The 24,825-nt window shown below is 45.9% G+C and carries 11 protein-coding genes and 1 pseudogene; 4 read left to right on the forward strand and 8 right to left on the reverse strand.

Annotated features, from left to right (window positions below):
- Positions 1-280: 280 nt before the first annotated feature.
- The 6 genes and pseudogenes from AM629_RS05145 to AM629_RS05170 all read right to left on the reverse strand — a co-directional run bounded on the left by AM629_RS05145 (position 281) and on the right by AM629_RS05170 (position 4,838).
- Complete coding sequence (locus tag AM629_RS05145; protein WP_054476756.1) at positions 281-709, reverse strand: hypothetical protein; 429 nt, start codon at positions 707-709, stop codon at positions 281-283.
- Between the two features lie 5 nt (positions 710-714).
- Complete coding sequence (locus AM629_RS05150) at positions 715-1,251, reverse strand: LemA family protein (RefSeq protein ID WP_054476758.1); 537 nt, start codon at positions 1,249-1,251, stop codon at positions 715-717.
- A gap of 10 nt (positions 1,252-1,261) precedes the next feature.
- Positions 1,262-2,314, reverse strand: a complete 1,053-nt coding sequence (locus AM629_RS05155) for a hypothetical protein (protein ID WP_054476760.1) — start codon at positions 2,312-2,314, stop codon at positions 1,262-1,264.
- 36 nt (positions 2,315-2,350) lie between these two features.
- Complete coding sequence (locus AM629_RS05160; protein WP_054476762.1) at positions 2,351-2,908, reverse strand: LemA family protein; 558 nt, start codon at positions 2,906-2,908, stop codon at positions 2,351-2,353.
- 287 nt (positions 2,909-3,195) lie between these two features.
- Positions 3,196-3,430: pseudogene (locus tag AM629_RS05165) on the reverse strand (IS4 family transposase); the annotation flags it as partial.
- Between the two features lie 196 nt (positions 3,431-3,626).
- A complete protein-coding gene (locus tag AM629_RS05170) occupies positions 3,627-4,838 on the reverse strand; it encodes an MFS transporter (protein ID WP_054476763.1) in 1,212 nt (403 codons plus the stop codon).
- 389 nt (positions 4,839-5,227) lie between these two features.
- Here AM629_RS05170 and AM629_RS05175 point away from each other — a divergent pair, with 389 nt between their 5' ends.
- From AM629_RS05175 to AM629_RS05190, 4 genes are all read left to right on the forward strand, one after another.
- On the forward strand, positions 5,228-6,304 hold the full coding sequence (locus AM629_RS05175; RefSeq protein ID WP_054476765.1) for a hypothetical protein: 1,077 nt from the start codon (positions 5,228-5,230) through the stop codon (positions 6,302-6,304).
- A gap of 1,138 nt (positions 6,305-7,442) precedes the next feature.
- Entirely contained in the window at positions 7,443-22,997 is a 15,555-nt protein-coding gene (locus AM629_RS05180) for a non-ribosomal peptide synthetase (RefSeq protein WP_054476768.1), read from the forward strand.
- A 261-nt stretch (positions 22,998-23,258) separates the two neighbouring features.
- A complete protein-coding gene (locus AM629_RS05185) occupies positions 23,259-23,522 on the forward strand; it encodes a type II toxin-antitoxin system Phd/YefM family antitoxin (RefSeq protein WP_054476770.1) in 264 nt (87 codons plus the stop codon).
- Positions 23,507-23,794: a type II toxin-antitoxin system RelE family toxin gene (locus AM629_RS05190; RefSeq protein WP_054476772.1), complete on the forward strand. Its 288-nt coding sequence runs from the start codon at positions 23,507-23,509 to the stop codon at positions 23,792-23,794. Before AM629_RS05185 ends, AM629_RS05190 begins: the two co-directional genes overlap by 16 nt.
- A gap of 223 nt (positions 23,795-24,017) precedes the next feature.
- Here the strand turns inward: AM629_RS05190 and mazF are convergent, their stop codons facing one another.
- Positions 24,018-24,350, reverse strand: coding sequence for an endoribonuclease MazF (gene mazF / locus AM629_RS05195; RefSeq protein ID WP_010849003.1), 333 nt, complete (start codon positions 24,348-24,350; stop codon positions 24,018-24,020).
- Positions 24,350-24,595 (reverse strand): AbrB/MazE/SpoVT family DNA-binding domain-containing protein, encoded by a 246-nt coding sequence (locus AM629_RS05200; protein WP_054476774.1) that lies wholly within the window; start codon positions 24,593-24,595, stop codon positions 24,350-24,352. The genes mazF and AM629_RS05200 overlap by 1 nt, the downstream gene beginning before the upstream one ends.
- Positions 24,596-24,825 lie beyond the last annotated feature (230 nt).

Genomic DNA, 24,825 nt, shown 5'->3' on the forward strand with positions numbered 1-24,825 from the left:
GAATTTGACGTTGAACTGAGGGAGCGGAGTGACCGATAATTTTACACGTTTCTCTCGATGAGATTTGTTATTGCTCTCCTTATGGATATCCGTTGGTAAAAGCTGTGAAAAATGATAACCATAAATCTAAAGGGTAGGGAAAATATTACAAGATATTTATTTTAATATTCCCCCTAAATTCCCCCCAAGAAAACCAAACTATTATATGAAAATAACACCAATCTATTTAATATAATATATTTTGCTGATTGAAACCGTCTGTGATTAAATAAATATAAATTTATTTTTTCCGCTTTTTCTTCTTTTTCTTCACCTTGCTTTTCTTTTCAGTTTCAGTTTCGGTTTCGGTTTCCGGATGTCGCTGACGTATGGCTCCAAACTGTCCAGCCAGTTTAAGCACCGCTTTTTTATTGATAAACCAAAAAGACAGACAGGCTGTCTGGACAACAACTAGGCTCCAAAACAGGCGGATAATATCTTCTGTGAAGGTTAAATAGATGACAGCGACACAGAGTAAATTGATAAAGACAGAGGTTAATAAACTGATAGCCAGTGTTTGAATAACCTGGCTAATTCCCCGCGTATAGATAAAGGGACTTAGGCAGAGTATCATACCTATAGGGCCAAAAATCGCAATGGTTATTAAAATACCGTGGTTACTACGGATAGCATCAACAAATCCGAATAAATCAAATGGAATGGTAAACATGGACTTTATCCTTGCATAGGTTTCAGCATCGAACTGGGTTTATATCTTAATATCCGGGCAAAAATTATATTGGGAAACTGCCTGATACCCATATTGTAAAGGGCAACGCTTTTATTAAAGAATTCACGTCTGTCTGCAATCTGATTTTCCAGCAGAGTAATCTGCGCTTGCAAATGTTGAAAAGTCGGTTGACTGATTAGGGTCGGATAATTCTCTGCCAGCATCAGCAATAACGACAACTGATGTTCTAATGCATTACCTATCTTCACTTTTTCATCGATTATTTTTGTACCGAGATAATTTTTCCTGACTGCTGATAGTTGCAGAAAGAATGATTTTTCATGGATCATTGCCTGTTCCGCGATTGTGATAAGCTGTGGAATTAAATCAGCCTGCTTTTTCAGTAAAACATCAATATTAGCGAATGCTTTATCCCGGTATTTTTTTAGCATGACAATTTTATTAAAAATCCCCAGAAGATAACGAACCGTGACAAGCAGAATAATGGCTAGAATAAGAAAAGAGAGAATATATTTATCCATTGCTATATCTCTAAAATAACCATTGCAATAACGGAGATTCACGATAAAAAACTGTTAAATGATGAGAGTGATATTTATAGGGAACAGTCAGAATAAAGGCAATTAATATTGCTGCACTAATGACGGTAATCGCAAGATTACGGCGCATTGGTGCAACTTCATTCCAGGTTTCTAAATATCTCGTCGAAGTAATCCCCAGTAATTGATGAGGAGCGGTCTGAGTAATAACAACCTGATCGTCTTTTTCAACCGCTGTACCAATAATGAGATATTCTTCATCTGGAAATAACAGGTATTCTTGGTAAGATATGGAATTGGTTTCATAATTCTGATAAGAAGAAAAATTCACAAATGTCAGCGTCTCTGGTGTTGCCTCAATACGGACTGATCCTGAATCATCGGTTAAAGTGAACTGACTGATTTTTTCTTCCGAATGGCGCAGAGAATAACGTTTGCTGCCTTCAGAATCCCTGCTGACATCATATTCATAATAACGATAACCATAGCATAACTTTTTACTCAGTGGACTTTTGAATTGTTTTCCATTTGTTATTTTTCCTTCTATTTCCACCAGACCCATAGCGATTGAACGGATTTTTGATGTGGGTAAAATCTGTTGAAATTTAAGGAAGTTATTTTTCGGTGTTGTTTTCAGTCGGCTAGATATAAACAGTAGGACAAGTAAACCAAATAAGGCATAGGGTGAAACAAAAAAGGCAATTAAGAAAATGACAAAAACCGACGAGCCTAAAATCACTTTCCAGGTTACCTTGCTGGCGGATTCACCGGACTGTCGGGCTTGTTTGTAACGTCTTGCGGCACTTTTTCCGAATGAAATGATGATTATCGGGATCATTATGGCAAGGATAAAAAGAAAGGTGCAAAAAAATATATAGAAAAATGACTTAAAAGGATCATCGAAATAGCAAACTGTGCTGGTAACGATCAATGCGGATAAAGGAATGGAAAGCCAGTGGAGGCGTTTAAATCCCACCACTTCTTTTAAAAGGAAGTCAATGAGATAGATTAATATGCAGGAGAAAGCAAAAATAAAAAAGGCCATGGTTCAAATTACCTATCACAGGATTTATCATCTGACTTATTTAAACTTGATGCCGTCATAGGCTTTTTCTTCCTGACGGATTTCTAATAAAGGTAGTTCCTGATAATGGAACATGCGGGCAAAAATCAGATCAGGAAATAGATAAATTGCCGTATTATACTCCGTTACTGCATCATTGAACATTTCACGACGATGAGCAATTTTATTTTCTAGATCTGCCACTGCTGTTTGCAACTGTGAAAACTGGGAACCTGAAATCAGTGTCGGATAATTTTCGGCGATGGCGAGTACAGAGCGGAATGCATTGGTCATTTCATTGGAAGCTTTGATTTTATCTGTGAGGGTATCGGCATTAAAATATCCCTGTCGTGCATCACTTAACCGAGTGAAAATATCACGCTCATGTTCCATGGACTTTTCCAGTAATGTCACAAGCTGCGGGATCTGTTCAGCACGCTGTTTTAAAATAACATCGATATTGGCAAATGTATTGTCTGTCTGTTTTTTCAAGGCAACCAGACGGTTATAAATTGTGATCCCCCAGCCGATAAGTCCTATAGCAATGACGGAGATAATAATGGTGGTTATTGTCATTTTTTTCACAAAGGTTCAGATATATATTATCCAGTTTAATTCATGGTGGATTGAATTATCAAGTGCAACGCTATGTTTATCTAACGTAACTCGTCAAAAATGACTTTTGGCTGTTTAATTCCCAAAGTATTTTCGTGGCTTGCCGTTCAGTAATTCTTGATATCGGGGATATGGAAGGATAATTTACCACGGGGTATGTGCCTTGGTAGTGACTAATCAATTGATAATTGAGGGAGAAGGGAATATTGGATAGCTGTTTTTGACATTTCCCAGAGACCCATTATCAGAAAAATATCAGGAATATCCCTACGGAGTGCTTCATTACCAAGTAGTCGGTCAACGCGTTTAATTTTATGTTTGACGTAAACATGTCCTGGTAAAAAAACGCCCAATACTGGTTAACGTAAGAGAAGCACCATTAATCAAAGCTAGGGTGGCATCGATTAATGCATTCTGACGATATTTATGAAACGGCGCTAAGGAATCTTTGAAAAAGTTATGACAGACTTTACGTGCAGGCATAGCAGTGACCTTATTGACTTGGTGGGATAATCAGTAGATCACACAACGCTATGTCTGTCTATTTTCTGGGGATTCCTCAGCGCATAGCGGGTGGTTTTATGTTTAAGAAGCTGACGCTACTTAAACTGGCTAAAGCCACAATAACATTCCCCACCTAATACATTAGGCGGGGAAATAAAGCCCGAGGGCAAAGCATTTATATCAAAGAGCTTGCTGAACTTTTGGAACGAGTCAGCCAGAAATCTAATATTGTCAATGAAATACCGATAACCAATCCTATCGATAACACAATCATGGCTGCGGGGGGACCTCCCTTTGCCAGTCCTATCATCGCTAATGGTACCAAGCTCAAAATGCCCAGATTATTGAACGTTTCTGCAAAGGCCAGAACCATACCTTTATTAGCACTTGCTCTTGTCACCAAAACCACTGTACTTGAAGGTGCTCCAGCACCAAGCGCAATTCCCCAAAATATCAAACACCCCAATGAGCCGAAGAGTGTAATTGGAACGAGCATAAAAACTGAGATCACACCAGTTAGTAGCAGACTAACAACGACTAAAGTCGCTTCTTCTCGACCGCAAAGCTTGCGAAGCCCACCAGCTGAGATATTCCCTATCCCCAGACCGGTGCCAAAGGCTATAACAGTCAAACCGATTTCGGTTGGGCCAAATCCGTACCGTTGACGTAAAACTTCTCCCGACAGAAGAAAAGCAGAGACACCGGCACCATTCCAGGCCCCTTTTGCAATGAGTGGCCTGACAATCGACCATTGCCGAAACCAGATTAATTGCCGGCTTATAAGCTCTTTTGACGCAATGTGTGTCGGAAGACAGTAAAACCCTGCGATAAATGTGACGGTGCAGCCAAGCGAGCTAAATAAAAATGGTGCTTGCCAACTAATGAGGTCAGTAAGTATTCCCGCTAAGGCTGGGCCAAATGCAATACCGAAAGTCATGCCAAGCATAACGACTCCCATTGCTCCAGCCTGGCAGTTATAAGGAACGATATCGGCGATCAAGGCAAATACTGTCGGTATGATGACCGCTGATGCTATACCGCCAAAAATCCGCAGTGCGACTGCGATTTCAAGCGTGGGTGCAAAAATGATAGCAAGACCATCTACGGCAAAAAACAATAAGGAACCTAGAAGTAATCTGCTCCGATTAACTCGATCTGAAAAATATCCGAGTACGGGGGCTGCCAGAGCATAGGAAAATGCATAACCAGACACTAGCCAGGATGCTCCGACGGTGGTCGTCTCAAAGGCTATTGCCAGAGGGGTAAGCATAGACGATAACATGAATTCGGTCGCACCGACGAGGAATATGGTGACTGAAAGGATAAATAAAAACGTATAGTTTGTATTCTGTCCTAAAGTTGATGGATATTGAATTTTTCTGTTCATAAAATCAATTTAACTCCGTATGCATATAGGTTTATTTTATATATTTCTTGTGATAAAGCGTGATGAACCGGTAATGCAGAAAAGCTATTGTGAAAACGCAGAGGGAAGGACGTGTTAAGCCAGTTTAGATAGGATAGTGGAAGTATTAGGTACTACGAAAGCTGATAGGGAAAGTGAGGGTAATAAAATTGTTAGTTAGTATACCGGACAAAAAAGCTAGCAAGAAATTACTTTGTGAGATTGGGTATTTGATGCTCTCTATCTGATTAGTTGGGTGTTAAATAAATTGTCACACCTAATATCTATAGAGAGCAAGCTGTAGTGGTCTAATAAAGCCTCTGAGTATGTTGTTCATATGTATTATGAAGAATTTTATTTACAGGGTCGGCATGATTTTATACGCTTATATTCCTGTTTTTTCCTATTTATTGGGATTATCTTTGGGGTGTATGACCATATCCTTCCTCATTCGAAAAATGAATATTGCTCTTTTTGGAAAAAATATTTTTGGATTTTTCTTATTCTTAGCAACTATAAACTGCATTCTCTTTTCAAGAGAAACAACTCTTATTTCAGTTTGGCTGGATGCTCTGCATAGAATATTATGGGGAGTAATAAGTGGATTTATTGTCATAATAGGAAGAAATATTCTTATAACTGAAGGAAATGAAAAGAAGACGAGTAAGGATTTTTCTATCTTAAGCCTGGCGCTATTAAGCCTGCCATTTATAATTCCAGTCATTTTTTCTTTCTTCGGTTTAAATTCCCGTGCATCAGCAGATTTTTTTGCTGCTTTTATTTATTCTATTGCTTCAATTATCTATTATACGGGCTTTAAAAGCAATAATTTAAAAAAACAAAAACTCGATATTAAGGGTTCTGCGAAAACAACCAATAAATTAGTTGTTTTCTTCTCCTTTTCAAGTTTAGTCATAATCAATGTTTGCTTTTTCCTCTCTTTAATGATTATGCCCGCTATGCGAACAAAATATTTTGAACATATTGATATGGTTCAAATGTATATCATACTACTGATTATATGGTTCCCCAGTGCACTTGGTATCATGAAAGTCATGAAATCCGTAATTTTAACAAAAAGAATTATGGTAGGTAATATCATTCAATTATTTTCTCTCGGATTTTGTTCACTTGGCATTATTATAAATTCTGGCATACTCTATTTGCTATTCACAATTATGGTGTTTTTAGCTAATACAATTATGCAACCTGTTTTTTTCTCTTATCTGGGGTTATATTCAAAAAATTCTCTTTATACTTTGGGTATGCAGTCAGGGATTTATGTATTTGTTACTATGATTATTCTCCTTTATACTATTTACTTAGGTGTTGGTCTTGAAGAAATTATTACTGGATTTACAATATTATTAATTTCTTCAATAGTTATCTCTACTATTTTTCTTTCAGCAGTTAATTCAAAAAAAATAATAATAGGTAGTAAAAATTAATAAATTTATATAAAAATAACTTTTATACCCAATAGATTTCAAGCCGCAGCGCGGCGGCAAGTAAACGCAGCCAACAAAGCAGCGATTTGAAGGATGAAGGGTATATACACTTTTGGGGACCGCGGCTTAATAACCGTAAGCAACAGCATTATTGAGAATAAATTTGGAATAAATAGCGATATTAATTTTACGGATCAAATGATGATTGGATAAACCATGTCAAACTAATTTGACTTTAAGCTGAAATTAGCATCATTCATTTTTCTGTTATATAGAATTTAAAGATACATTTGAATAAGTAATTAATTATGTGATTTTCTTTCATAAGAATAATAAACAAATAATTTATTTTTAATTTAAAACTATTTATTTATGGTATTAAAAATAACTGACATATGTATTGGTTGTATTATTTTTTTATTACGAAAAAATATATATAAAAATTAGTTTTTGTTTGAAATTGTTTCGTCTGAGTGTTAAATATAATTAGCGTTTACATCAGTTGTATAATTTGATTATTATAAAATAATATGTAATGAAGCTAGTTTATATTTTTGCATGTTAAGATATATCTGATTAAGCATTAAATTTCTGATAAGTATGGTTTTTTTGTTTGCTGTTGGAAGGGAGTGACTGATTTGCACATAATTATCAAAGCAAACCCATTGTTAATTAAAAGTCAGGAAAGTGAATTCATCTTTCTAGTATCTGGTTTTTCCTGAAATAGTTTACATCAGATATTAATATCAAATGGACAAAATACAGCAAGGATTTAGCTCTCATGCCAGTATATATATCCAATAGATCCATTTTTATTTAGTTATGGAGTTCAGCGTCTGCTAATAAAAAATTGCAGTAAATCAAAGGCGCTTATCTAAAAAACAGGAACAAAAATGGAATGCTTTTTTAGGTTCACCAGATGAACTGTTTATTCCACGGTTAGGAAAATTATCGTTGCAGAATTGTTAATTATGCGGCTATTAACCGGAATATGACATCCAGCGCCTGAGAGAAAATATTGCCTGAGCATCTTTCGATGTCAGGTGTGCTCGTTGTTATTTCTCCTAAAAGTAAAAGAAAAACATTTTTGATGGTTGCTGGAAATAACAGTTTTTAAATATTTTGAGGTAGTAAGTAGATGAAAGAGAGTATCGCGAGAAAGGGAAGTATCCTTGAAGCTGAATTAGTTCAAGTGTCGTTAGAAGAGCGGGATGGCGATATATCTGTCCAGAAGCCTAATTTATTGTCTGAGGCTGAACGCACGCTGTTACGGGAAACCTGGAACGCGACTGAAACACCGTATCCTAACCAGTTGTGCCTCCATCAGTTGTTTGAACAACAGGCAGCGAAAACCCCGGCAGCTACGGCACTGATAGCGGGACAGCAGATCCTCAGTTACTCGGAACTGAATGCTAATGCTAATTGGTTGGCCCATCAACTGATTGAACAGGGGATTTACCCGGGTGACCATGTTGCAATTTTGTTAGAACGATCCATTGATCTGGTGGTGGCCCAGTTGGCTATCCTTAAGGCTGGTGCTGTTTACATGCCTATAGACCCCAGTGTACCGGACGAACGAAAGAATTGGCTGATAAATGATTACTCAGCTAATTTATTGATTACTGATATGCATTTTGATATTCCGGTTGACCTTGCTGTTCCATTATTTCGTCTCTCCGATAAAGTAAATACGGGTAGGGAGGAAGATTATTTCAATCCTGACTTATCGCGTTCCAGTAGCCAAGCCGCGTATATTATGTACACCTCCGGTTCGACTGGCATGCCAAAAGGCGTGGTAGTGCCTCACCGCGCCGTTGTCCGATTGGTCATTAATAATGGCTATGCTGAAATTGGGCCGGATGATCGGATGGCTTTTGCTGCTAACCCCGCTTTCGATGCCAGCACATTTGAAGTTTGGGCGCCGTTACTTAATGGTGCTGCGCTGGTGGTTATCGATCACCTCACCTTATTGACCCCGCCAGATTTTGTGCAGGTATTACAACAACATCACATCACTATCCTGTGGCTAAGTGTCGGGTTGTTTAACCGGCTGGCAACGGAACTGTCCCCGGTGTTGCCTCAGCTTAGAATGCTGTTAGTCGGAGGAGATGCCCTCGACCCGCATGTTATTGCTCAAGTATTGCGCCATAATCCTCCACAACAGTTGTTAAATGCTTATGGCCCAACTGAAGGCACTACCTTTACCACGACATACCGTATTGAATCGTTACCGGAGGGAACAATCAGTATTCCCATTGGTCAACCAATCGCTAACACACGAGTTTATTTGCTGGACACTGATGGTCAGCCGGTACCTTTAGGGGAGGTTGGTGAGATTTATGTGGGTGGAGACGGGGTAGCTTGTGGTTATCTTAATCGACCTGAATTGACGGCGGAACGTTTCCTGACAGATCCATTTAGTGATTCACCGGGTGCGAGAATGTACCGCACCGGGGATTTGGCTCGTTATCTGCCGGATGGCAATCTGGAATTCCTTGGGCGTAACGATCAACAGGTTAAAATCCGCGGCTTTCGGATTGAACCGGGGGAAATTGAGGCTGGGTTGGTAGAATACCCGACAGTACATGAAGCGGTTGTGCTGGCGCTGGGTGATGGTCAGGACAAACATCTGGTTGCCTATGTGTTGGCGCAAGCAGAGGATGGATTGGCCGCCCACTTGCGTGACCACCTGAGTGCCCGGTTGCCTGATTACATGATACCGGTGGCTTTTGTGTGTTTGGATGAATTCCCGTTAACCCCAAATGGTAAATTGGATCGCCGTGCGTTGCCGACTCCGGGGAAAGAAGCCTTTGCCCGTCAAGTTTATGCTGCGCCACAAGGGGAGATGGAAACTGTACTGGCAACTCTCTGGCGTGAATTACTGGGGATTGAACAGATTAGTCGGCATGACAGTTTCTTTGCACTGGGCGGCCACTCACTGCTAGGTGTGCGAATGATTGAACGTTTGCGTCAGCTTGGGTTGACACTGGCAGCACGTGACCTGTTTCAGTCGCCGGTTCTGTTGGAGCTTGCTCAAACGTTGGGGCAACATCAGTCTGTGGTGTTGCCGCCTAATGTCATTACACCGACGACTACGACGCTGACACCAGAGATGTTACCGCTGATTGAGCTGACTCAACCAGACATTGACCGTATCGTCGGACAAGTGCCGGGCGGGATAACCAATATTCAGGATATCTATGCGTTGTCGCCATTGCAGGACGGTATCCTGTTCCACCATCTGCTGGCAAATAAAGGCGACCCCTATCTGTTGGTCTACCCGATGACCTTTGCTAATCGGACTCTACTGGATCGTTATCTGGTAGCGGTTCAACAGGTGATTGACCGCCATGATATCTTGCGCACGGCCTTTGTTTGGCAAGGGTTGTCTGTTCCGGCTCAGGTGGTTTGGCGTCAAGCTGCATTGTCAGTCACTGAACTGACGCTGAACCCGGCGGATGGCCCAGTTAATGAACAATTGGCTCAACGTTTTGACCCGCGACAACACCGTCTTGACCTGAGTCAGGCTCCGTTGTTGCGTTTTGTCGTCGCTCAGGAAACCGATGGTCATTGGGTAGCCCTGCAATTGCAGCATCACCTCATTGGTGATCATACAACAATGGAAGTGATGAATCGGGAAGTGCAGGCGTATTTTGCTGGTCAGGGGGATAACTTGCTAGCTCCAGTTCCCTTCCGCAATTTGGTGGCTCAGGCTCGACTGGGGATGAGGCAGGAAGAATATTCTCATTTCTTTACTGACATGTTGGCGGCGGTGGAGGAGCCAACGTTGCCGTTTGGACTAACCGAAGTACATCGTGATGGTTCGCAGGTGACACAATCGCATCAGCCGCTATCACCGATACTGAATGATCGCTTGCGTGGTCAGGCTCGGCGTCTTGGTGTCAGTCTGGCGGCCTTATGCCATCTGGCTTGGGCACAGGTCCTATCACGTACCAGCGGTCAGGAGAAAGTCGTCTTTGGTACGGTGCTGTTTGGGCGCATGGCTGCGGGGGAAGGCGCTGACAGTGGCATGGGACTGTTTATCAATACTCTGCCGTTGCGGTTGGATATGGACGATACCCCGGTGCAGAAGAGTGTCAGAGTGGCACATACCCGGCTGGCTGGATTACTGGATCATGAATATGCTTCATTGGCGCTGGCCCAGCGTTGCAGTGGGGTGCAGAGTGGAACACCGCTTTTTAGTGCCTTGCTAAACTACCGGCATAATGAACAGCCGATAACCCCGCATGAAATCATGAACGGGATTGAATTCCTTGGGGAACAGGAGTGTACCAACTACCCGTTTGTGCTGTCGGTAGAGGACGGGGGTTCTACACTGGGACTGACTGCTCAGGTGGTACAACCGTTTGATCCAGCACGGATATGCGGTTATATGCAACAGGCGCTGGAAAGTCTGGCTGATGCGCTTGAACAGGCGCCGGAAACGCCAGTTCGGACACTGAACATTTTGCCTGAAACTGAACGCAGATTATTGCTGAATACCTGGAACGCCACGGAAATCGCTTATCCTAAGCAGTTATGCCTCCATCAATTGTTTGAACAACAGGCAGCGAAAACCCCGGATGCCACAGCACTGATAGCCGGAGATCAAACCCTCAGTTATGCGGAACTGAACACCCGGGCTAACCGACTGGCCCATCAACTGATCGAACAGGGGATACACCCGGATAACCACATTGCGATCCTGTTAGAACGCTCTGTTGAACTGATAGTGGCACAATTGGCTATTCTCAAGGCTGGTGCTGTTTACGTGCCGATAGATCTCAACGTGCCGGATGAACGGAAAAATGGGTTGATGAGTGACTGTTCAGCGAAGTTGTTGATCACGGGGGGGCAGGTAACTATCCCAACTGACCTGGCTCTTCCTGTGCTGCGTTGCACGGGTGAGACACAGAGCATCGGGGAAAAAGCGGACATCAATCCTGACTTACCTCGTTCCAGTACCGAATCAGCGTATATCATGTATACCTCCGGCTCGACTGGCACCCCAAAAGGGGTGATCGTGTCTCATCGGGCGGTAGTCCGGCTGGTCATTAATAATGGGTACGTTGAAATCGGACGGGATGATCGGGTGGTCTTCGCCGCTAACCCTGCGTTTGATGCCAGCACCTTCGAAGTCTGGAGCCCCTTGCTCAATGGCGGAACATTAGTGGTGATTGATCATGCCACGTTATTGACGCCGAAGGCGTTTGTACAGGCGTTACAGGATTATCGAATCACGATTCTGTGGCTGAGTGTCGGGCTGTTTAATCGGCTGGCTGAGGATTTGTCGCCGGTTCTTCCTCAGATCAAGAGCCTGATTGTCGGCGGAGATGTGCTCGATCCGTCGGTGATCGGCCAGATTCTGCGCAATAATCCGCCCCAACAGTTACTGAATGGCTATGGACCGACCGAAGGCACGACCTTTACCACAACATACCGTATTACGGCGTTAGCGCCGGGAGCAACGAAGATCCCGATTGGCCGTCCTATCGCCAACACGCGAGTTTATCTGTTGGATGCGGACAATCACCCGGTGCCGTTGGGGGTGATCGGTGAGATTTATGTGGGCGGAGAAGGGGTAGCCAGCGGTTATCTTAATCGCCCGGATTTGACTGCCGAGCGTTTCCTTGCTGATCCGTTTAGTGATGAGGCAGAAGCGCGGATGTACAAGACCGGGGATTTAGCGCGCTACCTGCCGGATGGCAATCTGGAATTTCTGGGTCGTAACGATCAACAGGTTAAAATCCGGGGTTTCCGGGTGGAGCCGGGAGAAATCGAAGCCCGGTTGATGGAATATCCTGCGGTGCGTGAGGCGGCGGTGCTGGCACAGGATGATGGGCAAGACAAACGTCTGGTTGCTTATGTGGCGGCGGAGCCGGATGAGGGATTATCAAATAGCTTGCGTACTCACCTGAGTTCAATCCTGCCTGATTATATGGTGCCAGCCGCTTTTGTACGTTTGGATTCATTCCCACTGACGCCTAATGGCAAGCTGAACCGTCAGGCATTACCGGGGTTGGGCGAAGAAGCTTTTGCCCGTCAGGTTTACGAAGCGCCACAAGGGGAAATGGAAATAGCCCTGGCGGCTATCTGGCGTGAATTGCTTGGGATTGACCCGATAAGCCGGCATGATAATTTCTTTGCACTGGGCGGTCATTCACTGTTGGCGGTACGGGTGATGAACCGGGTAGCAGCTTTAGGTATTGAACTGTCGCTGACCCGCTTATTTGAATCCCCTTCATTGACGGCTTTTGCTCAGGTGATGAATACCCGGCTTGGTGAACTTGGTGAACAAAGCAAGATACTTCCGGCTATCATACCGATATCCCGTGAGGGTGAGCTGCCTCTGTCATTCGCCCAACAACGGCTATGGTTCCTGGCGCAGCTTGAGGGGGTGAGTGATACCTATCATATTCCTCTGGCACTGCGTTTGCGGGGTCAGCTTGATATTGCGGCTTGGCAGTGGGCGCTTGATACGCTGTTGACCCGCCATGAAGCATTACGTTCCGTATTCGTTTCCGTTGATGGTCAACCTCAGATTGAACTGTTGCCGGCTGAATCGGGTTTACTAATGAAAAAATACGATCTGCGTCAAGCCCCGGACGTGGACGAACAGCTTAAGCATGTATGCACACATGAAGCTGAGGCTCCGTTTGATCTCGTTCAAGGGCCATTAATCCGCTCTGTTTTGATACAACGGGCTGATGATGATTATGTATTTTTACTGACTCAGCATCACATTGTTTCAGACGGCTGGTCTGTTAATGTGCTGATACGTGAACTGAACGTGCTTTACACCGCTTTTCTGGTAGGACAACGTGATCCGTTACCTCCATTAGCGATCCAGTATCCTGATTATGCTGCATGGCAGCGTCAATGGCTGTCGGCTGAGCGGGTACAAGTTCAATCTGACTATTGGCGTATTACGCTGGCTGATGCACCGGTCCTGCTGGATTTGCCGACTGACCGACCCCGTCCGCCTCAACAGTCATTTGCCGGTAACGTCTTGCCTATCAATCTGGATGCAGAATTAACAACATCACTTAAGCGCCTGAGTGAACAGCAAGGGGGTACGTTATTCATGACTCTGTTGTCAGCTTGGGCCACGGTCTTGTCACGTCTGTCCGGTCAGGAAGATCTGATAATAGGTACGCCGAGCGCGGGTCGCAGTCGTCAGGAGGTGGAATCCCTGATCGGTTTCTTTGTCAATACGCTGGCCTTGCGTATCGATTTATCGGGCGCTCCGAATGTGACGGAATTGCTGACGCGTGTGCGGAAAATCGCGCTGGCGGCGCAGGATCATCAGGATCTGCCTTTCGAACAAGTTGTTGAGATCGTACAACCACCACGCAGACCAGAACATACTCCGCTGTTCCAGGTGATGTTTGCCTGGCAGGACGGTGAAACAGAGGAATGGCAATTACCAGGATTGGAAGTGGCACCCATCGGGCAGGGATATGATATCGCTAAATTCGATTTGCAACTGGAATTGATGGAGAAGGATGGAGAGGTTGTTGGGACGTTAACTTATTCTTCTGCCTTGTTCGACCTGGAAACGATTGAAAGGCAGGTTGGCTATTTGCAGGCCATGTTGCGAGCAATGGTGAACAATCCTCAACAACTTGTCACAGTTGTCGATATCTTGTCACCCAATGAGCGGACATTATTGTTGGAAAGCTGGAACGCGACCGAAGAGCCATATCCTGAGCCGTTGTGTGTTCACCAATTATTTGAACAACAGGCAGAGAAGACCCCAGATGCCATAGCAGTGAAATATGAAAACCAGACGCTGAGCTATGCGGAACTCAATACCCGTGCTAATCGGCTGGCTCATCAGCTTATTGTACTCGGCGTGAAACCGGATCATCGGGTAGCGATTTGTGCGGCACGTTCACTCGCCCGGGTGGTCGGGTTGCTGGCTGTATTGAAAGCGGGTGGGGCTTATGTGCCGTTGGACCCAGCTTATCCGGGTGAACGTCTGTCATATATTTTGGCTGATGCTGCGCCGGCTATTTTGCTGGCAGACAACGCCGGATGTACAGCGTTGGGTGAAGAGATGCTTTCGGGGCTGACTGTACTTGATCCAAATGTGCTGCCCGACCAGCCGGACGGTAACCCGCAGGTACCGGCATTGACCTCCCGTCATCTGGCGTATGTGATTTACACCTCGGGTTCTACCGGCACGCCAAAAGGGGTCATGGTTGAACATCGTGGGTTGGTTAATCTTATTCAAGATAAAATCGCCCAGTTTGATATTCGCAGCTATAGCAGGATGTTGCAGTTCGCCTCATTTGGCTTTGATGCCAGTGTCTGGGAAGTCATGATGACGCTGTGTGGTGGTGCCAGCCTGATTATTCCTGATGATACTGTTCGTCAGGACCCGCATAGTCTCTGGTGTTACCTGGAAAATCAGGCGGTGACACACGCTTGCCTGACCCCGGCTTTACTCCGGGATGGTACTGATTTATCGGTGATGACTATAAAACCGACGTTGATACTGGGTGGTGAAGCGCCCAGTACGGCACTGCTTCAAGCACTATGTGGTCGGGCAACCGTGTTCAATGCTTATGGTCCGACAGAGATAACGGTTTGCGCCACAGCTTGGCGTTGCCCTTCAAACTATCTAGATGAGACTATTCCTATTGGGCGTCCGACAGCCAATATGCGTGTTTATTTATTGGATGACCACAATCAGCCAGTGCCATTAGGGGCAGTAGGTGAGTTATATATTGGTGGCGCGGGTGTAGCGCGTGGTTATCTCAATCGCCCTGACTTGACCGCTGAACGTTTCCTGACTGATCCGTTTAGTGATACACCGGATGCCCGCATGTACCGAACCGGGGATTTGGCCCGTTACTTGCCGGATGGCAATTTAGTGTTTGTTGGCCGTAATGACCAGCAGGTTAAAATCCGTGGTTTCCGCATTGAACCGGGAGAAATTGAGGCCCGGTTGACCGAATACCCAGCGGTGAGTGAAGCTCTGGTATTAGCATTGGGTGATGAGCAGGATAAGCGCTTGATTGCCTATGTAGTGGCAGAAGCAGATGATGGACTGGCGAACAAACTGCGTGAACATCTGAGTGCAATTTTGCCTGATTATATGGTGCCGGCGGCTTTTGTGCGTTTGGATACTTTCCCGCTGACTCCGAATGGCAAATTGGATCGCCGGGCGCTGCCAGTGCCTGATCAGAACGCCTTTGCTCGTCAGATTTACCAAGCGCCGCAAGGGGAAATTGAAACCGCATTGGCGACTATCTGGAGTGAATTACTGGGAGTTAAACAAATCAGCCGGTACGACAGCTTCTTTGCCTTGGGGGGGCATTCGCTCCTTGCTGTCAGGATGATTGAACGTTTGCGGCGGATTGGACTGGGTGTATCGGTTCAGGCACTATTCCAGCATCCGACATTGAGTGTGCTGGCTCAGTCATTGTCTCAGAGTCATGAGATTAGAGTGCCTGATAACCGTATTACACCGGATACACCTGTACTGACACCGGAGATGTTGCCGCTGATTGATCTGACTCAGCCTGAAATTGATCGCATTGTTGATCAAATACCGGGTGGGATAACCAATATTCAGGATATCTATGCGCTGTCACCGTTGCAGGATGGCATTTTGTTCCACCATTTGCTGGCAAACGAGGGTGATCCTTATCTGCTAATCACCCAACAAGCTTTTGCAGATCGGCATTTGCTGGACCGTTATCTGGCAGCCGTTCAGCAGGTAGTTGACCGCCATGATATCTTGCGCACGGCTTTTGTTTGGCAAGGATTGTCTGTTCCGGCTCAGGTGGTTTGCCGCCAGATACCTTTATCCGTGACTGAACTGATACTTGATCCGGCTGATGGTCTTATTAGTGACCAATTGTCCCAACGTTTTGACTCGTGTCGGTATCGTATCGACTTGAGTCAGGCACCGTTATTGCGCTTTGTCGTCGCACAGGAACCTGATGGTCGCTGGATTCTACTGCAATTGCTGCATCATTTGATTGGCGATCACACCACGCTGGAAGTGATGAACAGCGAAGTGCAGGCATATCTTACCGGGCAGGTAGACAGTCTGCCGGCTCCGGTCCCTTTCCGTAATTTGGTGGCTCAGGCCCAGTTGGGCGTCAGTCAAGAAGAACATACTCGCTTCTTTACCGACATGTTGGCTGAAGTGGATGAACCAACGCTACCATTTGGTTTGGCGGAAGTACACCATGATGGCTCTCAAGTGGTGGAGTCGCATCGGATGCTGACAACTGGGTTGAATAATCGCTTACGTAGTCAGGCTCGGCGTTTAGGCGTCAGTATGGCAGCTCTGTGTCATCTAGCTTGGGCACAGGTGTTGTCGCGAACCAGTGGACAGGCGCAAGTGGTGTTCGGCACTGTATTGTTTGGACGTATGCAGGCAGGTGAAGGTTCTGATAGCGGTATGGGATTATTTATCAATACATTACCGTTGCGGCTGAATATGGATGATACCCCGGTACGTGACAGTGTACGTACGGCACATACTCGGTTAGCAGGTTTGTTGGAACATGAACACGCATCTTTGGCGTTGGCTCAGCGTTGCAGTGGTGTAGCCAGTGGTACACCGCTTTTCAATGCGCTGTTGAACTACCGGCATAATGAACAGCCAATAACCCCGCATGAAATGATGAGCGGGATTGAATTCCTTGGTGCTAAAGAGCGTACTAACTATCCGTTTGTATTGTCGGTGGAGGATGGCGGTTCCGATCTGGGGATAACGGCTCAGGTGGTACAACCGTTTGATCCAGCACGGATATGCGGTTATATGCAACAGGCGCTGGAAAGTCTGGCTGATGCGCTTGAACAGGCACCGGAAACGCCAGTTCGGACACTGAACATTTTGCCTGAAACTGAACGCAGATTATTGCTGAATACCTGGAACGCCACGGAAATCGCTTATCCTAAGCAGTTATGCCTCCATCAATTGTTTGAACAACAGGCAGCGAAAACCCCGGATGCCACAGCACTGATAGCCGGAGATCAAACCCTCAGTTATGCGGAACTGAACACCCGGGCTAACCGACTGGCCCATCAACTGATCGAACAGGGGATACACCCGGATAACCACATTGCGATCCTGTTAGAACGCTCTGTTGAACTGATAGTGGCACAATTGGCTATTCTCAAGGCTGGTGCTGTTTACGTGCCGATAGATCTCAACGTGCCGGATGAACGGAAAAATGGGTTGATGAGTGACTGTTCAGCGAAGTTGTTGATCACGGGGGGGCAGGTAACTATCCCAACTGACCTGGCTCTTCCTGTGCTGCGTTGCACGGGTGAGACACAGAGCATCGGGGAAAAAGCGGACATCAATCCTGACTTACCTCGTTCCAGTACCGAATCAGCGTATATCATGTATACCTCCGGCTCGACTGGCACCCCAAAAGGGGTGATCGTGTCTCATCGGGCGGTAGTCCGGCTGGTCATTAATAATGGGTACGTTGAAATCGGACGGGATGATCGGGTGGTCTTCGCCGCTAACCCTGCGTTTGATGCCAGCACCTTCGAAGTCTGGAGCCCCTTGCTCAATGGCGGAACATTAGTGGTGATTGATCATGCCACGTTATTGACGCCGAAGGCGTTTGTACAGGCGTTACAGGATTATCGAATCACGATTCTGTGGCTGAGTGTCGGGCTGTTTAATCGGCTGGCTGAGGATTTGTCGCCGGTTCTTCCTCAGATCAAGAGCCTGATTGTCGGCGGAGATGTGCTCGATCCGTCGGTGATCGGCCAGATTCTGCGCAATAATCCGCCCCAACAGTTACTGAATGGCTATGGACCGACCGAAGGCACGACCTTTACCACAACATACCGTATTACGGCGTTAGCGCCGGGAGCAACGAAGATCCCGATTGGCCGTCCTATCGCCAACACGCGAGTTTATCTGTTGGATGCGGACAATCACCCGGTGCCGTTGGGGGTGATCGGTGAGATTTATGTGGGCGGAGAAGGGGTAGCCAGCGGTTATCTTAATCGCCCGGATTTGACTGCCGAGCGTTTCCTTGCTGATCCGTTTAGTGATGAGGCAGAAGCGCGGATGTACAAGACCGGGGATTTAGCGCGCTACCTGCCGGATGGCAATCTGGAATTTCTGGGTCGTAACGATCAACAGGTTAAAATCCGGGGTTTCCGGGTGGAGCCGGGAGAAATCGAAGCCCGGTTGATGGAATATCCTGCGGTGCGTGAGGCGGCGGTGCTGGCACAGGATGATGGGCAAGACAAACGTCTGGTTGCTTATGTGGCGGCGGAGCCGGATGAGGGATTATCAAATAGCTTGCGTACTCACCTGAGTTCAATCCTGCCTGATTATATGGTGCCAGCCGCTTTTGTACGTTTGGATTCATTCCCACTGACGCCTAATGGCAAGCTGAACCGCCAGGCATTACCGGGGTTGGGCGAAGAAGCTTTTGCCCGTCAGGTTTACGAAGCGCCACAAGGGGAAATGGAAATAGCCCTGGCGGCTATCTGGCGTGAATTGCTTGGGATTGACCCGATAAGCCGGCATGATAATTTCTTTGCACTGGGCGGTCATTCACTGTTGGCGGTACGGGTGATGAACCGGGTAGCGGCTTTAGGCGTCGAATTGCCGCTCGTAGCCTTGTTTATGTCACCGTCACTTTCTGATTTTGCAGAGAAGATCTGTGCACAATGTAATGAAAATAGTCACAGATTGCCTGAAATTACTCCGGTATCTCGTGGTAGCGCTCTGCCATTGTCGTTTAGTCAGCAGCATCTGTGGTTCCTTGCACAGTTGGAGGGGGTGAGTGATACCTACCATATTCCTGTCATACAGCGTTTGCGTGGTCAGCTTGATATTGGGGCTTGGCAGCGGGCGCTTGATGGTCTGTTTGCCCGTCACGAGGCTTTACGTTCTGTCTTTGTGACGGTTGAGGGTCAACCACAGGTCGAATTGTTACCGGCTAAATCCGGTATACCCATGAAAAAATATGATTTGAGAGGCGCTACTGATGCCGATGAGCAGCTCAAGCGTTTGTGTCTGGAAGAGTCTGGGGCATCGTTTGATCTCGCCCACGGCCCCTTAATTCGTTCCAGTTTGATACAACTGGCAGATGGGGATTACGTATTTCTGTTGACCTTGCATCATATTATTTTCGATGGTTGGTCTTTAGGGATACTGAAATCAGAACTAAGTGCCCTCTATGCGGCTTTTTTGGCAGGGGAACCTGATCCGTTGCCTCCGTTGACGATTCAGTACCCTGATTATGCTGCGTGGCAGCGTCAGTGGCTTTCCATTGAACGCTTACAATCTCAATCCGACTGTTGGCGTACTATGTTGACGGGTACGCCGGTACTACTTGATTTGCCAACCGATCGACCACGCCCCCCTCGGCAGTCGTTTACTGGGAGAATATGGTCTATCAATCTGGATGCAGAATTAACACAATCCCTCAAACGTCTGAGTGAACAGCAGGGCACGACGTTATTCATGACTATTCTATCCGCGTGGGCCACGGTCCTGTCGCGCCTGTCAGGCCAAAATGATCTGGTTATCGGTACACCCAGCGCAGGTCGTGGTCGTCAGGAGATTGAATCTCTGGTGGGCTTCTTTGTTAATGTATTGGCTTTACGCATTGATTTATCAGGAGAGCCGGATGTGTCTGAGCTGCTAGCGCGCGTGCGGCAAACCACGCTAACGGCACAGGACAATCAGGATCTGCCGTTTGAACAGGTGCTGGAAATTGTGCAACCGCCGCGCAGACTGGCCCATACGCCGTTATTCCAAGTGATGTTTGCCTGGCAGAATAATGAGAATACGGAATGGAAACTACCGGAACTGGAATTGTTATCTACCGAGCAAGTTTTTTATATGGTCAAGTTTGATCTTGAACTGAACTTGTTTGAAGAAGATGGCGGGATTGTGGGATATCTGGGCTATGCAACGGCATTGTTTGATCAACAGACCATAGAGCGATACGTGACGTATTTACAAACGGTACTGAAAGCTATGGTCGCTGACCCAAAACAGCCTGTCAGGGATATTGATATTTTGGCACCTGCGGAGCGCACATTGTTGCTGGAAAGTTGGAACGCCCCTAAAACTGTGTGTCCTGAGAAATTATGTATTCATCAACTGTTTGAACAGCAAACGGAGCAAAAACCGGATACGACGGCGCTGGTGTATGAAGAACAAACCCTCAGCTATACGCAATTGAATGCTTGTGCTAACCGACTGGCTCACCAATTGATTGCTCTGGGGATAACACCAGAGCAACGGGTGGCGATTTGTGTGACCCGTTCACTGGCAATGGTAGTAGGGTTGCTGGCAGTACTAAAAGCTGGCGGAGCCTATGTACCATTAGATCCCACTTATCCGGGGGATCGTCTGGCTTATATGCTGGATGAAGCTGCCCCGTCAGTAGTACTGGCGGATGAGACTGGACGTGCTGCGCTGGATGAACAAGTGCTGACAAAATTCACTGTACTTGATCCGAATATCTTGCCTAATCAGCCGGACAACAACCCGCACATACCTGCGCTAACCTCGAGGCATCTGGCGTATGTGATTTACACCTCGGGTTCTACCGGTACACCAAAAGGCGTGATGCTTGAGCATCGAGGGTTAGTTAACCTTATTCGGGATAAAATCACTCAGTTTGATATTCGCGCGGAGAGTCGGATGTTACAGTTTGCCTCATTTGGTTTCGATGCCAGCGTCTTGGAAATCATGATCGCGCTGTGTGGTGGTGCCACGTTGGACATTCCCGCCGATACAGTTCGTCAGGACCCACTTCGTCTCTGGCATTATCTGGAACAACAGGCGGTGACTCACGCTTGCTTGACACCGGCTCTGCTTCGGGATGGTGCTGATTTACCGGAGATAGCAATAAAACCGACATTGATATTAGGTGGTGAAGCACCGGGTACGGCTCTGCTTCAGGCGCTGCGTGGGCGGGCAACCGTGTTCAATGCCTATGGTCCGACAGAAATCACTGTGTGCGCCACTACTTGGCGTTGTCCGCCTGATTATACGGAGACATTAATCCCTATTGGCCGCCCAACGGCCAACACCTATGCTTATCTGCTGGACGCTTATGGCCAGCCTGTACCATTGGGGGCAGTGGGGGAATTATATCTCGGGGGTATCGGTGTAGCGCGCGGTTATCTTAATCGCTCTGACTTGACCGCTGAACGTTTCCTGACTGATCCATTTAGTGACACACCGGATGCCCGTATGTACCGAACCGGGGATTTGGCGCGTTACTTGCCGGATGGCAATTTAGTGTTTGTAGGCCGTAACGATCAGCAGGTTAAAATTCGCGGTTTTCGGATTGAACCCGGTGAAATCGAAGCCCGGTTGACTGAATATCCTGCGGTACGTGAGGCTATCGTTATGGCTCTGGGGGATGGACAGGACAAACGGCTGGTTGCCTATGTGGTAGCAGAAGCAGATAACAGATTGATTACCCATTTGCATAGTCATCTGAGAACACTATTGCCTGACTACATGGTGCCGACAGCTTTTGTGCGTCTGGATGCCTTCCCGTTGACACCTAACGGCAAGCTGGATCGTCGGGCGCTGCCAGTGCCTGATCAGAGTGCTTTTGCTCGTCAAATCTATGAAGCGCCGCGAGGAGAAGTTGAGATCGTGCTGGCCGCTGTCTGGAGTAAATTGCTGGGAGTTAAGCAGATAGGCCGATATGACAATTTCTTTGCGCTGGGTGGACACTCGCTGCTTGCTATGCGAATGATAAACCTTGCTGCGGAGCGAGGTTTGATTTGCTCATTGAATAATCTGTTCCAATTTCCTGTGTTGGCTGAACTGGTAGCAGAAATCACATCAGAATCGCTAACTCCATCGAAAAGAAGTGCGATACCGGTGCGACCTGACGGAATTGAGCCACCACTATTCTTTGTTCCTAGCGGCATGGATGATTATTCCTATGTCTTTGGGCTGGCTCAGCATATCCAGTCGGATTACCCGATTTATGCGTTACCCTGGCCATCCATTAATGAAGAACAGGCATCGACTATTGAGGAATTGGCTACCAGAATGATCACCTTTATGAAGGCCGTTCAACAGCAAGGGCCGTACCGAATATATGGTTACTCTTCTGGTGGCGTATTGGCTTATGCCATTGCTCAGCAGCTTCTGAACGCCGGTGAAATGGTGAACTTCTTAGGCTTGATTGACACGCCAGCGCCTCACCGCTTCAAGACCCGTGTCATTCAGCCAAAACTTCAATTTCTTGCGGAATTGGCAAGGCAGTCAGTGGATAAACATCCCCAGAAGATTGAAGCATTGCACCAGAAAATGGATGAACTGGACTTGGTGCAATTTATTGCAGCAGCGCAGAAGCTGGAATTGTATCCGTCAAATCTGCGTCCTGACTTGATTGCAAAACGGTGGGAACAGATGGGAAATTATGTACAAATGGTCAAAGATTATGAACCACAAGCAGTCGCGATCAAGCTACATCAATTCTATGCAATGGAATCTTACCCACAGATTCCTTTCGTTACCGATGTTGCATTACAGTCTTTAAATATGGAGCCGTCACTAGGTTGGGAGCAGATAATGCCTGACTCTTCGCTACAACTCACTTCTATACCCGGTGACCATTTTAGTTTGATGGAAGATAGTGAGAATAAAACTATTTTGGCTAAGACCTTAAGCAGAGCGTTGGCAGTGAATTGTGAAGCAGAAGCGCTGTAATGTCAGTAACATTGCAGGAACAGGGCGCAATATTGATTCCCATCCGCTGATGCTGCTGATGATAAAGTTGTTCGGTTAAAGATTCTTATCGCAGCTGAGCATTTTATTCTGAGTAAACAGCACCGAATATTGATGATTTCGGTGCTGATTTTGGGGCATTACTCCCTAGTCATTAAAAAGACCTGTTAAATGGTCTTTGTTGTTGTTTTCAACAGGAAGGGCTAATGTAAAACCTATTAACAAGTCTTTTGGAGTATTTCTATGGCTAACATAATCTTATCAGATACTAGCGCAAGCATTAGTGAACTTAAAAAGAACCCGATGGCGACTGTTAACGCTGGGGCTGGATACCCTGTTGCTATCCTAAATCGTAACCAGCCAGCGTTTTATTGCATTCCGGCTGAACTTTACGAACAGATACTTGATGCTTTGGACGATCAAGAACTCGTTCGACTCGTCAATGAGCGTAGAAAACAGATATTGGTCGATGTAGATTTGGATCATTATCTATACCCTATAACGTGAAATTCAGGGAAGATGCATTTAAAGAGTGGAAGAGGCTTGATAAATCAATCCAGCAACAATTTGCTAAAAAGCTAAAAAAGTGTTGTGTTGAGCCTCATATTCCATCAGCTAAACTTCGCGGCATACCGAATTGCTATAAAATAAAATTACGCGCTTCTGGTTTTCGCTTGGTTTATGAGGTCATGGATGATGTGCTGATTATTGCTGTTGTCGCAGTGGGTAAACGCGAACGGAATGAAGCATATGAACTGGCAAGTAAAAGACTAAGATAGCCTTATGTTATCGCTTTAATTCGGTTGGGAAATATTGATGACTTCGGTGTTGATTTTGGCACTTATTGCACAAAGAAACACTTTTTCGATACCGAGAAATCCTATTTTTCCAGTGCATTCTGTGGCTGTTTCGGGAGACCATAGATTTTTATGGTCTCCCTTATAACTATAATGTTCCAAGTCAACCCACTTAAGGGGCTGATAAGCCCCATAAACTGTCCTGTTATCCGATAAGCGCCTTTGCTTTAGCCTTTATATCCTCCAGCTCTGAAGAATTAACATGACCTTTCTTTGTTACTTTTCTAGCTCGCCAATCAACACATGTCACCTGATCAGCTAAGGCAACACTGTCACGGCTTCCTGATAATTCAACTTCAAAAGGATAATCTTTCGCCTTCGTTGTACAAGGAACACAGAGCAGTAATCCCACTTTATTATTATAGGCAAATGGACTCAGCACTACTGCGGGGCGATGACCTCCTTGCTCGTGTCCAGCCACAGGATCAAAGTCAATCCAAATAATATCGCCAGAATCAGGCACAAAACGAGAAACCATTAGATCAATTCCTTACCTACTGGAGAACCAAAATCCATTTTTTCATGAATATTTTCGGGGGTAATCCCAGCTAATAGCGCATCGAGAGAATATTCTTTCGCCTTGACCGGAATAATGATAATTCGACCATCTTCGACAGCAATATCAACCGTATCATCAATACTAAGTGAAGCAGCTTGCATAATAGCGACCGGAAGACGTACAGAAGGGCTATTACCCCATTTTTTCACGACGACTTGTGCCATGTTTAAATCCTCTAAGTATCAACAATGAAGATACTCTATCAGTGATTATTTTAAGTGTCAACTTTGTTGATACTTCACTTACGAACCCTATCGGGGAGAGCGTAAAATCTATGGTCGCCCTCGTTTTTGCAACACTCATTTTGATGAATTTTGGGCTTGCTTAAATCTATCCGGCGTCACTATAGGCAAGGAACCTGCGCCTCGATGAGTTCCGCGCCTGATGAACCTTA

The organism is Photorhabdus heterorhabditis, assembly GCF_001280945.1.
GTDB classification, from domain to species: domain Bacteria; phylum Pseudomonadota; class Gammaproteobacteria; order Enterobacterales; family Enterobacteriaceae; genus Photorhabdus; species Photorhabdus heterorhabditis.

Coding starts and splice junctions, on each gene's coding strand:
- AM629_RS05155 (WP_054476760.1), bottom strand. CDS start 2,314: ATGGCCTTTTTTATTTTTGCTTTCTCCTGCATATTAATCTATCTCATT.
- AM629_RS05145 (WP_054476756.1), bottom strand. CDS start 709: ATGTTTACCATTCCATTTGATTTATTCGGATTTGTTGATGCTATCCGT.
- AM629_RS05185 (WP_054476770.1), top strand. CDS start 23,259: ATGGCTAACATAATCTTATCAGATACTAGCGCAAGCATTAGTGAACTT.
- AM629_RS05175 (WP_054476765.1), top strand. CDS start 5,228: ATGATTTTATACGCTTATATTCCTGTTTTTTCCTATTTATTGGGATTA.
- AM629_RS05150 (WP_054476758.1), bottom strand. CDS start 1,251: ATGGATAAATATATTCTCTCTTTTCTTATTCTAGCCATTATTCTGCTT.
- AM629_RS05180 (WP_054476768.1), top strand. CDS start 7,443: ATGAAAGAGAGTATCGCGAGAAAGGGAAGTATCCTTGAAGCTGAATTA.
- mazF (WP_010849003.1), bottom strand. CDS start 24,350: ATGGTTTCTCGTTTTGTGCCTGATTCTGGCGATATTATTTGGATTGAC.
- AM629_RS05200 (WP_054476774.1), bottom strand. CDS start 24,595: ATGGCACAAGTCGTCGTGAAAAAATGGGGTAATAGCCCTTCTGTACGT.
- AM629_RS05170 (WP_054476763.1), bottom strand. CDS start 4,838: ATGAACAGAAAAATTCAATATCCATCAACTTTAGGACAGAATACAAAC.
- AM629_RS05160 (WP_054476762.1), bottom strand. CDS start 2,908: ATGACAATAACCACCATTATTATCTCCGTCATTGCTATAGGACTTATC.